The 14,390-nt window shown below is 59.6% G+C and carries 8 protein-coding genes, 1 tRNA gene and 2 rRNA genes (1 of these 11 cut by a window edge); 5 read left to right on the top strand and 6 right to left on the bottom strand.

The window, feature by feature from the left end; all coding sequences use genetic code 11:
* Positions 1–92: 92 nt before the first annotated feature.
* The 3 genes from ASTEX_RS12475 (at position 93) to ASTEX_RS12465 (ending at position 2,653) form a co-directional block, all read left to right on the top strand.
* Complete coding sequence (locus ASTEX_RS12475; protein ID WP_013479994.1) at positions 93–923, top strand: pirin family protein; 831 nt, start codon at positions 93–95, stop codon at positions 921–923.
* A 134-nt stretch (positions 924–1,057) separates the two neighbouring features.
* The gene (locus ASTEX_RS12470) at positions 1,058–1,669 is read left to right on the top strand and encodes an FMN-dependent NADH-azoreductase (RefSeq protein WP_013479993.1); all 612 of its coding nucleotides are present in this window, start codon (positions 1,058–1,060) and stop codon (positions 1,667–1,669) included.
* A gap of 174 nt (positions 1,670–1,843) precedes the next feature.
* On the top strand, positions 1,844–2,653 hold the full coding sequence (locus tag ASTEX_RS12465) for a hypothetical protein (protein ID WP_013479992.1): 810 nt from the start codon (positions 1,844–1,846) through the stop codon (positions 2,651–2,653).
* 37 nt (positions 2,654–2,690) lie between these two features.
* Here the strand turns inward: ASTEX_RS12465 and otsA are convergent, their stop codons facing one another.
* From otsA to otsB, 3 genes are read right to left on the bottom strand one after another with little or no spacing between them, the layout of a single operon-like run.
* Positions 2,691–4,130, bottom strand: a complete 1,440-nt coding sequence (otsA, locus tag ASTEX_RS12460; protein WP_013479991.1) for an alpha,alpha-trehalose-phosphate synthase (UDP-forming) — start codon at positions 4,128–4,130, stop codon at positions 2,691–2,693.
* A gap of 12 nt (positions 4,131–4,142) precedes the next feature.
* Positions 4,143–6,002: a glycoside hydrolase family 15 protein gene (locus ASTEX_RS12455; protein ID WP_013479990.1), complete on the bottom strand. Its 1,860-nt coding sequence runs from the start codon at positions 6,000–6,002 to the stop codon at positions 4,143–4,145.
* Positions 5,995–6,741: a trehalose-phosphatase gene (otsB, locus tag ASTEX_RS12450; protein ID WP_013479989.1), complete on the bottom strand. Its 747-nt coding sequence runs from the start codon at positions 6,739–6,741 to the stop codon at positions 5,995–5,997. Before otsB ends, ASTEX_RS12455 begins: the two co-directional genes overlap by 8 nt.
* Before the next feature lie 398 nt (positions 6,742–7,139).
* Between otsB and ASTEX_RS12445 the strand changes: the two genes are divergently transcribed.
* Together ASTEX_RS12445 and ASTEX_RS12440 are read left to right on the top strand one after the other, a co-directional pair.
* Positions 7,140–8,711: an alpha-N-arabinofuranosidase gene (locus ASTEX_RS12445; RefSeq protein ID WP_013479988.1), complete on the top strand. Its 1,572-nt coding sequence runs from the start codon at positions 7,140–7,142 to the stop codon at positions 8,709–8,711.
* A gap of 158 nt (positions 8,712–8,869) precedes the next feature.
* A complete protein-coding gene (locus tag ASTEX_RS12440) occupies positions 8,870–11,239 on the top strand; it encodes a glycoside hydrolase family 95 protein (RefSeq protein WP_013479987.1) in 2,370 nt (789 codons plus the stop codon).
* A gap of 301 nt (positions 11,240–11,540) precedes the next feature.
* On the opposite strand, the gene ASTEX_RS12435 is transcribed toward ASTEX_RS12440, so the two are convergent.
* The 3 genes from ASTEX_RS12435 to ASTEX_RS12425 form a co-directional block, all read right to left on the bottom strand.
* A tRNA-Arg gene (locus tag ASTEX_RS12435) sits at positions 11,541–11,617 on the bottom strand.
* Positions 11,618–11,825: 208 nt separating this feature from the next.
* Positions 11,826–11,940: ribosomal RNA gene (rrf, locus tag ASTEX_RS12430) — 5S ribosomal RNA — on the bottom strand.
* 70 nt (positions 11,941–12,010) lie between these two features.
* A 23S ribosomal RNA gene (locus ASTEX_RS12425) occupies positions 12,011–14,390 on the bottom strand; it runs 398 nt beyond the window's last position.

Here is a 14,390-nt window from a genome sequence, read left to right as displayed (position 1 = left end):
TCATTTTTACAGGCTTCTGACAACGCATAAACCCGGCTATAGGTCTCGTCAACACGGGAGCCGCTCGCTCCCCCGTTTGGAAAGACACCACCATGACCACACACCGCAGCGTTACCCGTCTTGTGCGCGGCCTGCCCGCCACCGATGGCGCGGGCGTCAAGCTGACTCGCGTTCTGGGCACGCAGGCCTTGCCGGAGGTCGATCCCTTCCTGATGCTGGATGAGTTCCGCTCAGACGACCCGCAGGCCTATATTGCCGGTTTCCCTAACCATCCGCACCGCGGTTTTGAGACCATCACCTACATGCTGGCCGGGCGGATGCGCCACAAGGATTCCAAAGGCAATGAGGGGCTTCTGGGCCCCGGAGACGTACAGTGGATGACCACGGCGCGCGGGCTGGTCCACTCCGAAATGCCGGAGCAGGAAGATGGCCTGATGCAGGGCTTTCAACTGTGGCTGAACCTGCCCGCCAGGGAAAAGATGCTGGACCCGCAATATAAGGATGTGCCTGCGAACACCATCCCGGTGGTCCGCCATTCCGATGCCTGGGTAAAGCTGCTGGCCGGAACCTATCAGGGCCAGACCGGCCCGATCCAGTCGCCGACGACGAAGCCCTTTATTGCCGATGTGTCGCTCGACGGCGGGGCCGCCCTCACCCTGCCCGTGCCCGCAGGTCATGCCGGTTTCGCCTACGTCTTCGATGGCGACGCCCTGATCACTGGTCAGAGCGTGACGCGCGGTCAGGCGGCGGTGTTGAGCGATGGGGCGGAACTGCCGCTCACCGGCGGCCTTGGCGGGGCCCGCGTGCTGGTCGTGCTGGGCCAGCCGCTGAAGGAGCCCATCGCCCGCCACGGTCCGTTCGTCATGAACACGCCGCAGGAAATCTATCAGGCCTTTGCCGACTATCAGGCCGGGCGGTTTTAGTCTGCCCCTCGCCGGATGCAGGCTCTGCTATCTCTGAACTTCTCTCACCTGACCCCTCTCCTCTTGACGGGTCAGGCCCTGCCCCAATATAGAATCGTATCTGTTACGGTTATCTTTTATGCAAGGAGTCTACCATGTCCAAGGTTCTCATCGTCAATTCCTCGATCAAGGGCGAAGGCTCGATCTCGCGCCAGCTGGTCGAAACCTATAAGGATAGCCTGCTGAAGGCCGACGCCAAGACGCAGTTCATCGAACTCGACCTCGGCCTCAACCCGCTGCCAGTGCTCAGCGCATCGAACATCAACGGCTTCTTCGGCAATATCGGCGAAAGCGCCGAAGCCTCGGCCCTGGCCGAGACCGTAGAAGCGCGTGTGTCGGAGCTTGAAGCCGCTGACATCCTCGTCCTCGGCGCGCCGATGTACAATTTCGGCATGTCGGCCCTGCTGAAGACGTGGTTTGACTACGTGCTGCGCGCTGGTCGCACCTTCCGCTACACCGAGTCCGGCCCGGAAGGTCTGGTCAACGGCAAGAAGGCCGTGGTCATCGAAACCCGCGATGGCAAGTATTCCGAAGGCCCCGCCTCGATCATGGACTTTCAGGAAGGCCATATCCGCACGCTGCTGGGCTTTATCGGCATCACCGACGTGACCTTTATCCGCTCGGAAGCCATGGCCTTTGGTCCGGACATCAAGGCCGCAGCGATTGAAAACGCCGCCAAGGCCCTGAGCGAACTGGCCGCGGCATAATTTGCCCGCACCCCACAACGACAGCCGGCTGAGCGATCAGCCGGCTTTTCTTATGGTCATCATGCCGACCGACGCGGCTAAAAACCACGCCTTGCAACAGAATGCGACACGTCGAACGCGGCGTGACGGTGCTTAACTCTGAGAGTTCCATCCACCTTCAGAAGAGGCTCTCACATGCCCGGTTTCAATGCGCGTAAATCCCTGCCCACAGCTCTGGTCGCGGGCACGTTCGCCCTCGGTCTGTTCGCCTTGGCCCAAAGCCCGGCCAGTCTGGCCGACGGCCCGCGCGGGGTCTGCGACAACCGAGACATTAGCACCGCCATTCAGTCCCTGCTGGGGCGTCCCACGAACTCCAGCGGCGATTCCGGCGAGTGCAATCCGCAGCGTTATGGCACCACCTGGTCCAATACGGCGGCGCTACGTCAGAAAATCCGCGAGGAGTTTTTCACCGGTCGCCACGCGCAGGCCGTTCTGGATCGCGAACGCTGCTTCGGTGCTCAGGGCTCGATGTGCGGCGGCATGATTGTCGGTCTGGGCGAAGATGCGCGTGTCGGGCGCCGCACCAATCCCGATGGCACCTACCGCATCTGGGTCTCCGTCGGCAGCATCAATCACGACAACTGCTGTCTTGCCAATCCGAATGGCAAGATGTGCGGCGGCAATCCCGACGCCAGCAATATCAACAGCAATGGCAACGGCAAGTGCGTGGCGGAATGGGATAAGGCGTGGTGGAACGCCATGGATGGCCGATCGTGGTCGGCCACCTTCGATCCGCGTCAGGTGCCCAATCTGGAGCTGGTAACCAATCCGCGCCGCGCCTACGCGCAGAACGGTACGGCGCTGGTGCCGTTTGAAACCGTGGCCACCCGCAACCTGAAAGCCCCCGCCGGTCAGGCGCTCGATGTCGGCGACGAAGAATTCTGCACCAGCGGCCGCGCGGAACAAAAAAGCTTCGGCCCCAAACGCTGGATCGAGTGTAAGTAAAGAGTACGCGCGCTTCCTACTGACAGGGGGAGGCGCGCTATCCCGCTATGGGCAGAGTCACGACTCGGTCTTCCGGAAAGGTGTCGCCGTTCGGCGTCACCTCGCCTTCGTCCCTCAGCTTGGCCACGAAGTCGTTGCGCCACCACACCACGTCCTCGGCCATCACGCCGCGCATCAGGTCTTCGTGGCGCTGCTTACGTTCCTTGAGCGGCATATGCACAGCCTCGGCAATGGCTTCTGCCATGGCCTGACGGTCGAATGGATTAACGATCAGCGCCGCCTGCATCTGCGCCGCGGCCCCGGCAAATTCCGACAGGATGAGCACGCCCGGATCGCGTTCGTCCTGCGCCGCCACAAACTCCTTGGCCACCAGATTCATGCCGTCGCGCAACGGCGTCACCAGCCCGACGTGCGATGCGCGGTAAATCCCCGCCAACTCATCCCGGCGATAGGCGCGGTTGACATAGCGCACGGGCACCCAGTCGATGGTGGCGTGTTCGCCATTGATACGCCCGGACAGGCTGTCAAGCCGCGCGCGCAGTTCCTGATAGGTGTTGACCTCCTCGCGCGTCGCCGTGGCGATCTGCATCAGGAAGACCTCGCCCTCCATGCGCGGATGGTTATTGAGGAACTGCTCATAGGCCAGAAAGCGCTCTTCAAGCCCCTTGGAATAGTCGAGCCGATCGACACCGGTGATCATCTTGCGCCCGGCCTGCGAATTGCGCATCAAATTGTAGAAGGCCAACGCCTTGTCCGACGTGGCCGCCGCCGTGAAGTCCTCGCTATCGATGCCGATGGGGAAGGCCCCGGCGCGGATCGTCTTGCCAAAGGCGCGCAGGCGGCCATCGGGCAGCATCTCGCCCTCGGCGGCGTGGACCACATATTCCTGAAAGGCATTGAGGCTGTCTTCGGTCTGAAAGCCGAGCAGGTCATAATCGAACAGGGTTTCCACCAGTTCCCTATGCTTGGGCAGGGTCTGAAACACGCGCATGGCCGGCCACGGAATGTGCAGGAAGAAGCCGATGCGGTTGTTCACCCCGTGCTTACGCAGCATCGAGGCCAGAGGCAGCAGGTGATAGTCCTGCACCCACAACAGGTCCTCTTTTTCAACCAGCGGAAACAGGGTATCGGCAAAGCGCTGATTGACGCGCAGATAGCCCTCGTCAAAGCTGCGCTCAAAGGCCACGAGGTCGGTGCGGTAATGGAACAGCGGCCACAAAGTACGGTTGGCGTAGCCGTTATAATATTCCTGCACGTCCTGCGCCTCCAGGTCGGTCAGGGCCACGGTGACACCGCCGATTTTCTGGATCGACAGGTGGCCGGTAAAGGCCTCGGTCGTCTGCCCGGACCAGCCGAACCAGATGCCGTTTTCTTCGCGCAAGGCCGCCGATAGGGCCATGGCCAGCCCGCCCTGCGTGCCGACACTGGCGTCACTCGGCGGGTTGACGCGGTTGGACACAACGATCAGTCGCCCCATGACTTCTACTCCTTACCTGACATCGCGCCACGGGCGGCTGAGCAGCCCGGCGCAGTTGATTATTCCAACCAGCGAATAGGTCTGAGGATAGTTGCCCCACAGCTGACCGTCGTCGTAGGCCGTATCCTCGGACAGCAGACCGGCTGCTGTCCGCCGTTTCAGCATCCCTTCAAACAGGGTGCGCGCCTCATCGCTGCGGCCCGCATGGTGGAGGGCCTCGATCAGCCAGAAAGTGCAGAAGTTGAACGCCGTTTCCGGTTCACCGAAATCATCGGGCACGGCGTAGCGAAGCATATGCTCGCCGCGCCGCAACCCCGCCTCGACCGCCGCCAGCGTCGCCAGATGGCGCGGATCGTCGGGGGTGATAAAGCGCAGGTCGATCATCTGAAGCAGGCTGGCGTCCAGTTGCGCGTGGTCGAAACAGGCGCTGAAACTGCCGCCTTCGCCGCAGAAGGCGCGGGATTCGATGGCGGCGCGAATGGTGCGGGCGTGGCCGCGCCAGACCTCGGCGCGGTGGGTCAGCCCCAGCGCCAAAGCCGCGTTTTCCAGCCGGTCGCAGGCCGCCCAGCACATCAGGGCCGAATAGGTATGGATGTTGGACAGGGTACGGTATTCCCATAGGCCGGCATCTGGCTTGTCAAACACCTCCAAAGCCCGCTCGCCCATGCGCTCCAGCGCGCGGAAATCGCTCTCGGTCCCCGGTTGCAGCAGGCGCTGATCGAAGAAGGCATGCACTGACGACAGGACGATCTGCCCATAGACGTCGTGCTGACGCTGGATATAGGCCAGATTGCCAACGCGCACCGGCCCCATGCCGCCATAACCAGCCAAGGCCGTCGCCTCCGTTTCCGGCAGTTCCGGTCCGAAGCCGATGCCATAGACGGGCTGGATTGGGCCCTCGCCTGCTTGATCGACGATATTGCGCAAATATTTCAGGTAGTTTTCGAGGATATCGACCGCCCCCAGCCGCGTCAGGGCCTGCACCACATAATAGGCGTCGCGGATCCAGCAATAGCGGTAATCCCAGTTACGCCCCGAATCCGGTGCTTCGGGGATGGAGGTGGTCATGGCCGCCACAATGGCGCCCGTTTCCTCATAGACGCACAGTTTGAGCGCGATGGCCGCGCGGATCGTCGCCTCCTGCCACTCCAGCGGCAGGGAAAGCGTGCGCACCCAGCGCTTCCAGTAGGCGTCGGTCTGCTCGTACATGTCGCGCACCCCTTGCAGGATGCCGGTCGAAAACGGCTCATCCGGCCCTAGGAAGAAGGCCAGCGCCTCCTCGACGCGGAAGGTGCGCTCGTTGAGCAGGTGCGACACAGGGCAGTTGGTCGTCAGGCGCAGATCGGTGTCGATGCCCATAAAGCGGATATGGTTGGAACCGAAGGAATGTGGTGCGCGTTCCGTGCCATAGTCGCGCATGGGCCGCAGCCGCACCCGAATACGCGGCGCGCCGCTGAGCGGTCTAAGCAGGCGGCAGAAGGCCACGGGCCGATACTGCCGCTCATGGTGGCGAAAGCGCGGGCAGAAGTCGAGAATCTCAAGCTGCGCGCCCTTCTCATCGGTCAGGACCGTGCGCAAGACGGCACTGTTGCGTTCATAGGCCTGTTCGGCGCGCGCCAGACCGATCAGGTCGATGGCCCATACGCCCTGCGCTTTGGCCTCGGTCGCCGCCACACCGCTCAGCAGGTTGCTGAACACCGGATCGCCGTCAAAGCGCGGAATGCAGGCCCAAACCCAGTTGCCGCGGTCGTCGATCAGGGCCGAGACCGTGCCATTGCCGATCAGCCCCAGATCGAGCGTATGGCTGAGCGGCCCGCTACGCGGAGCGGAAATTGTCGCCGTAACCGGCACGAGGGACGACTGATCAGGCATGATGCGTCACCCCCGTTTCCAGCCAGTCGAGCACGGCCTGCACATTGGGCAGGCGGAAGGCGGCGGCACTGTCCCTCGGCTCACCTACCAATATGCCGAAGCCCCCCAGTTGCGCGGCCGCCCGAAAGGCGTGTTCGTCGGTCAGGTCGTCGCCGACAAACACAGGCGTAAACCCTTCAAACGGCGGCTCATTCATGAAGGCACGCAGGGCATCGCCCTTGTCCGGGCCCGGCGCGCGCAGTTCCACCACACGGTCCCCTGGTTGCAGCACCAGAGGCGAATTCTGCGCGATATTGGCGGTGATGGTGCGCACCATGCTTTCCGCCTGCGGGTTGAGGCGATAGTGCACGCCGATCGACTGCCCTTTCGCCTCGATCAACACGCCGGATTTCTGCTCCGCCAGCGCCCCCAGCACCAGCAGCGCCTGCTCCAGCGCGTGGCGCACCGGCTCGGTCAGGCTCTGATCACGGCGCTCGCCTTCCGCATCGCGACGCTCCAGCCCATGCACACCCGCCACAGCCCGCACCGTAATGCCGGTAATATAGTCAATCTCAGCAATCGGCCGCCCCGACAGAATGGCCAGCCGCCCGGTCAGCACCCGTCGCGCCCGGCTCAGCAGGTCCGTCCGCCTGGGTTCCGGGCCGACATCCTCCGGGCGCGGGCGGATATGCGCCAAAGTGCCGTCAATATCGAGGAACAGCGCGGTCGTCCGCGAGTCCAGCCGCTCAGGTAATATCATACGTCAAACCGTCAATGTGATGGCTTTGCACAGCTAAGCCTAAGGCCGCGGAATCGGGCCGGTCAGCGAGGCGCAAAAGGTCGAGAAGGGCGCCGCAGGTCAGGCGTTCTAAATGGCCGTACGGTCCATAAGGATGCCATTATTAAAAGTCGCTTCGATATCTGGCCGATGAAGCCGAACCGTAAGCATCTGACCACCTTACGTTTTTTCTGTTCACGCAGCGGTCAAAAGGACGTCAAGCGCGCGTTACCGCCATTCAATCGGTTGCGCACGGGGTCAACACGGTTGATTTCACCCAAGGTCGTGCTAATTGTAGGACATAATAAGAGGCCGGGGAGGCAGTGCCACCTGCCAACGTCCCTACCCCGCCCGACACATCACCCCAATGAGGTAAGCCCATGTTAAAATCTCTCACCGCTCTGGCGCTGACGGCCGCTGTCGGCTGTTCGGTTACAGCCGCCTTCGCAGCTCCGGCCAAAATCGACGCTACACTGAAACCCGATCAGCCGGGGCTGGAAATCCCCCGCCACATCTACGGTCAGTTCTCCGAACACCTCGGCCTCGGTGTCTATGAAGGCATTTGGGTGGGCAAGGACTCCCCCATCCCCAATACGCGAGGCATCCGCAACGACGTGGTTGCGGCGCTGAAGGCTATCAAGATGCCGAACGTTCGCTGGCCCGGCGGTTGCTTTGCCGATGAATACCACTGGCGCGACGGAATCGGCGATCCGGCCAAACGCCCGGTACGCAAGAATAACTGGTGGGGCGGCACGCCGGAAACCAATCAGTTCGGCACGCACGAATTCTTTGATTTTGTCGAACAGACGGGCTCGGAAGCCTATCTGGCGGTAAATGTCGGCTCGTCCAACCCGACCGAAATGCGCGAATGGATAGAGTACATGACCTCACCCGGTGAGGACGATCTGGCCAAGGAGCGCCGCGCCAATGGTCGTGACAAGCCGTTCAAGGTGCCCTTCATCGGCATCGGCAACGAAAGCTGGGGCTGCGGCGGCGAAATGCGCCCGGAATACTATGCCGACGTCTATCGCCGCTTCTCGGCCTTCTTCCATAAGGGCGCTGATAATCCGGCCGTGCGCGTCGCTTCGGGCTCCAACGCCGACGACGTGAACTGGACCGACGTGGTGGTCGGCAGCGCCGGCAAGCGCATGGACGCCATTTCCCTGCACTATTACACCCTGCCGACCGCCAACTGGTCGAAGAAGGGTCCGGCGACCAACTTCCCCGTCGATCAGTGGTATTCGACCTTCTATCAGACCTCGCGCATGGATAAGATCATCAGCGATCATACCGCGGCGATGGACAAGCATGATCCGAAAAAGCGCATCGCCCTCTATGTCGATGAATGGGGCACCTGGTACGACGTCGAACCGGGCACCAATCCCGGCCACCTCTATCAGCAGAACACCCTGCGCGACGGCATTGTGGCGGCCTATAATTTCAACATCTTCCACCGTCATACCGACCGCGTGAAGATGACCAATATCGCCCAGACCATCAACGTCCTTCAGGCCATGATCCTGACCGACAAGGAAAAGATGGCCCTGACGCCGACCTATTACGCCTACAAGATGTACGTGCCGTTCCAGGACGCCACGGTCATCCCGCTCGACGTGACCGCCCCGAACCTGCAAGGCAAGGACGGCAAGGGCGTGCTTCAGGACTATCCGGCCTTCAACGTCACCGCCGCCAAGGCCAAGGATGGCAAGACCTATATCGGCGTGGCCAATACCAACCTGACCGAAGGCTATGTGCTGAACGTCAATCTCGGCACGCTGAAGGCCAAATCTGTGTCGGGCGACGTGCTGACTTCGGACAAGATGGACGCCCACAATGTACCTGGCCAACCGGAAGTGATCTCTCTGGCCCCCTTCAAAGGCGGCAAGATCAAGAACGGCACGCTGGAACTGACCATCCCGGCCAAGTCGGTCGTGGTAGTGAAGCTGGACTAAGCGCTTCTATCTGAAACGCTTTATGCCCCCTGCGTCTTCGGACGCAGGGGGTTTTTCATTTTTTTTGCAGCGTCATCAGTTTAAATTTGATTTATAAATTTACAGGCGACGGGAAGCGCGAAAGGGTACGTATTAATAGTACAAAAAGGAGAAACGCCATGCCCCACCTGAATCGCCGCCTGTTGATGAGCGCCACCGCCGGACTGGGCTTGGCCCTCAGTCACAAGGTCAAAGCACAGTCTGCGCCGCCGGAACAGCCCTCACCGGACCTGAGCCTTTGGTACGAACGGCCGGCTGATGAATGGGTAAAGGCATTGCCAGTGGGCAATGGCCGTTTGGGCGGGATGGTTTTCGGGGGCGTGGCGTTTGAGCGCATTCAGCTTAATGAGGACACCTTTTTCGCGGGCTCTCCTTATACGCCTACCAATCCTCGCAGCCGAGACGGCCTGCCACAGGTGCAGAGCCTGATTTTTGAGGGGAAGTATGCAGAGGCTGAAAGGCTGGCGAACGAAACTCTGATCAGCCAACCCGCAAAGCAAATGGCCTATCAGCCGGTCGGTGACCTGATCCTATTGTTTCCGGGCCTCGATAACACATCAAAATATGTGCGCCGTCTCGATCTGAGCGAAGGAGTGGCGGTTACCGAGTTCAATGCCGGGTCCAACCGTCATCGTCGCGAAGTGTTTGTCTCGGCTGTCGATCAGGTGATGGTCGTAAGGTTGTCCTCGGAAAAGGGCAAGGCGATTACCGTCGATCTCAGCCTTTCGACGCCGCAAAAGGCCGAAATCGACACGATTGACGGCGACACCCTCATCATCAAGGGGGTCAGCCCGACCCAGCAAGGCATTGAAGGCAAACTGCCTTTTGAGCTGCGTGCCAAGGTTATCGCCCCCACAGGCACCCTCACCTCCCGCGAAGGCGGTGTCTATATCAGCGGGGCTCAAGACGCTGTTGTGCTGATCTCGGCGGCCACCGGCTATGTCCGGTATGATGACATCTCAGGTGACCCCTCGGTCCTCAATGCGGGGCGGATCGCCATAGCAGCGGCCAAGGGCTACGCCGCATTGAAAGCCGATCACCTGAAAGACTATAAAGCGCTGTTCGATCGCGTGAGCCTCAGCCTTGGTGAAGGTCCAAACGCGCGCTTGCCGACCGATCAGCGCATCGCCCGCTATGGTGAAGGCAAAGACCCCGGCTTGGCGGCGCTCTATCTGCAATATGGTCGCTACCTGCTGGTGTCGTCCTCCAGAGGCTCGCGCCAGCCGGCCAATCTGCAAGGCATCTGGAACGACAAACTCAATCCATCATGGCAATCAAAATGGACGCTGAACATCAATACGCAGATGAACTACTGGCCGGCGGAGATGTGCAATCTGACGGAAACCATTGATCCTCTGGTGTGTCTGGTCGAGGACCTCGCCGAAACCGGCGCGAAACTGGCAAAGGACATGTACGGTGCCCCCGGCTGGGTCGCTTTCAACAACACCGACGTCTGGCGGGTGGCCTCGCCGCCCGACGGTGCGGTGTGGGCACTATGGCCAATGGGCGGTGCATGGCTCCTGCAAAACCTGTGGGAGCCCTGGCTTTATAATGGCGACGAGGCCTATCTACGGCGCATCTATCCGCTGATGAAGGGGGCGAGCGAATTTTATCAGGCCACCCTGCTGAAAGATCCACGCTCAGATTACATGGTCACCAACCCATCCAATTCCCCGGAAAACAGACATCCCTTTGGTTCCTCCGTGTGTGCCGGGCCGGCCATGGATAATCAGTTGCTGCGCGACCTGTTTGCCCACACCGCCGAGGCGGCAAAGGTACTCAAGACTGACGCCGCTTTTGCCAGGGCCTGCCTCGCCATGCGCTCAAAATTGCCGCCCGAAAAGATCGGAAAAGCCGGACAACTTCAGGAATGGCAGGAAGACTGGGACATGCAGGCCCCAGATATTCATCACCGCCACGTCTCGCACCTATACGCTTTGCACCCCTCTGACCAGATTACGGTCGAAGATACGCCGGAACTGGCGCAAGCTGCCCGCAAATCTCTGGAAATCCGCGGCGATGATGCGACCGGCTGGGGGATCGGCTGGCGCATCAATCTCTGGGCGCGATTAAAAGATGGCGACCACGCCCACGATGTTATCAAGCTGCTGCTGCATCCGCGTCGCTCGTATCCGAACCTGTTTGATGCCCACCCCCCGTTTCAGATTGATGGAAATTTTGGTGGCGCAGCGGGCATTGCTGAGATGCTTATACAAAGCCACCGCGGCCGGATCGAATTGCTGCCGGCCCTCCCCTCGGTCTGGCCGACCGGCGCCTTCAAAGGCCTCAAGGCCCGAGGCGGATTTGAGCTTGATATTGAATGGCAGGATAGACGGCTAACTCAGGTGGTGGTTCGCTCCGCCCGAGGCGGTAAAACTCAACTCCGCTGGGGCGACAGGCTCCTACCTGTCACCGTCAAATCAGGACAATCCGTTATACTTCAGGCGGACCCGGTAAAGGGCGGCGGACTTTTCGGGCCACGGACCTGATTCAGAAGGTATTTTGCCTTCCACGTCCTCCGGCGCAGGGGTTCTATCTGGTCCAACGGAGCCCCTCGCCTGCGCTAGTACTCACTCGGTTACAAGACGCAGGACCGCCGTCTTCAGGGTTCGAAAAGGTATGCCCCTAATCCACCCGGCACGATTGACGCACCGCGCTTTAACGTGGCCTATCCTTTCGTGTGCCTTCGGCGCCTCGCGCCCTTCCAGGTCGCGCCGGACGCAGGTGTCTCCTACCGGCGGAGTGCCCCATAAACAAACAGCCTCCCACTCAGGGGAGGCTGTTTGTTTATGGCGCACCCGGCGCGATTCGAACGCACGACCTTTGCCTTCGGAGGGCAACGCTCTATCCAGCTGAGCTACGGGTGCCCTTTGGGGCATACGGCCTGTCGGGGCCTTGGACAGGGCGGACCCTAAGCTAAACCGCTTAGGCGCTCAATCCTAAAAACGCAGTCACACACGACTTTTCAAAGTCACGCCCACTGAGCTTTGGACAATAAAAAAAGACCGAACGCTGAGCGATACGGCCTTTTTTGATATTTAATTATGAAGAAGGGTTAGGACTTGTGTTTGATAGACCTGGCGGCGACCTACTCTCCCGCGCCTTAAGACGAAGTACCATTGGCCCAGGCAGGCTTAACGACCGAGTTCGGAATGGGATCGGGTGGGGACCGGCCGGCATAGCCACCAGGTCAATCGAACACAAGTTAAGGAAGACATTGTTTGAAGAACGAGCACTGTACGGTGCGTTTATTTGAGGGAACGATCAAGCCGATCGGATTATTAGTACTGGTTAGCTTCACTCCTCACGGAGCTTCCACACCCAGCCTATCAACGTGGTAGTCTTCCACGATCCTCAGCGAGACCTTGTTTTGAGGTTAGTTTCCCGCTTAGATGCTTTCAGCGGTTATCTATTCCATACTTAGCTACCCTGCTGCGCGGCTGGCGCCACGACAGGTCCACCAGAGGTATGTCCATCCCGGTCCTCTCGTACTAGGGACAGATCCTCTCAAGTCTCGAACACCCACGGCAGATAGGGACCAAACTGTCTCACGACGTTCTGAACCCAGCTCACGTACCACTTTAAATGGCGAACAGCCATACCCTTGGGACCTGCTCCAGCCCCAGGATGTGATGAGCCGACATCGAGGTGCCAAACTTTGCCGTCGATATGGACTCTTGGGCAAAATCAGCCTGTTATCCCTAGAGTACCTTTTATCCGTTGAGCGATGGCCCTTCCACGCAGGACCACCGGATCACTATGGCCGACTTTCGTCTCTGCTCGACTTGTCAGTCTCGCAGTCAGGCGGGCTTATGCCATTGCACTCAGCGAACGATTTCCGACCGTTCTGAGCCCACCATCGCGCGCCTCCGTTACACTTTGGGAGGCGACCGCCCCAGTCAAACTACCCACCACGCCATGTCCCGGACCCGGATAGACGGGCCGCGGTTAGACGCCAACAGCAATAAGGGTGGTATTTCAAGGATGGCTCCACAGAGACTGGCGCCCCTGCTTCATAGCCTCCCACCTATCCTACACATGTTGCTGCTAACGCCAAGGCGAAGCTATAGTAAAGGTTCATAGGGTCTTTCCGTCTGACCGCGGGAACCCCGCATCTTCACGGGGAATTCAATTTCGCTGAGCCTATGCTGGAGACAGTGGGGAAGTCGTTACGCCATTCGTGCAGGTCGGAACTTACCCGACAAGGAATTTCGCTACCTTAGGACCGTTATAGTTACGGCCGCCGTTTACCGGGGCTTCAATTCGGAGCTTGCACCCCTCCTTTTAACCTTCCGGCACCGGGCAGGCGTCAGACCCTATACGTCGCTTTACAGCTTCGCAGAGCCCTGTGTTTTTGATAAACAGTCGCTACCCCCTGGCTTGTGCCACTCAGTCCTGCTTGCGCAAGGTGAGTCACGCTTATCCCGAAGTTACGCGTGTAATTTGCCGAGTTCCTTCAGCATAGTTCTCTCAAGCGCCTTGGTATGCTCTACCTGACCACCTGTGTCGGTTTCGGGTACAGTCTATGTATGAGTTATTTCCAGGGACAGCTTCGCTGCACGTACAATCCAATAAGCACGTACAACTTACACCATCCGTCACTTCATACTGGCTCCGGAATATTCACCGGATTCCCATCGACTACGCCTTTCGGCCTCGCCTTAGGGGCTGGCTAACCCTGCGCAGATTAGCTTTACGCAGGAACCCTTGGTCTTTCGGCGAGAGTGTCTCTCACACTCTTTATCGCTACTCATGTCAGCATTCTCACTTCCGATACCTCCAGCCAACCTCACGATTGACCTTCTCAGGCTTACGGAACGCTCCGCTACCGCTCACTTACGTGAACCCATATCTTCGGCGTATGGCTTGAGCCCCGTTACATTTTCCGCGCAGGATCGCTTGATCAGTGAGCTGTTACGCTTTCTTTAAAGGATGGCTGCTTCTAAGCCAACCTCCTGATTGTCAATGCAATCCCACATCGTTTCCCACTTAGCCATAACTTGGGGGCCTTAGATGATGGTTAGGGTTGTTTCCCTTTTCACGACGGACGTTAGCACCCGCCGTGTGTCTGCCGGACAGTTCTCTTGGGTATTCGGAGTTTGGTTAGAATTGGTACAGCTCGCGCCGCCCGCATCCATCCAGTGCTCTACCCCCCAAGGAATACATCCGACGCTCTACCTAAATAGATTTCGCGGAGAACCAGCTATGTCCAGGTTTGATTGGCCTTTCACCCCTATCCACAAGTCATCCGAGTCTTTTTCAACAGACACCGGTTCGGACCTCCAGTACGTGTTACCGTACCTTCATCCTGCTCATGGATAGATCACCTGGTTTCGGGTCGTCATGCGACGAACTTAACGCTCTATTCAAACTCGCTTTCGCTACGCCTACACCTATCGGCTTAAGCTTGCTCGGCACATGAAGTCGCTGACCCATTATACAAAAGGTACGCCGTCACCCCGCTTGGGGGCTCCGACTGCTTGTAGGCTTCCAATTTCAGGTTCTGTTTCACTCCCCTTGTCGGGGTGCTTTTCACCTTTCCCTCACGGTACTTGTTCACTATCGGTCGCAGAGGAGTACTTAGGCTTGGAGGGTGGTCCCCCCATATTCAGACAGGATTTCACGTGTCCCGCCCTACTC

The sequence above is a fragment of the Asticcacaulis excentricus CB 48 genome (assembly GCF_000175215.2).
Classification (GTDB): domain Bacteria; phylum Pseudomonadota; class Alphaproteobacteria; order Caulobacterales; family Caulobacteraceae; genus Asticcacaulis; species Asticcacaulis excentricus.
The sequence above is the reverse complement of the archived record's forward strand: the minus strand, read 5'-3'. Positions and strand labels throughout refer to the sequence as shown.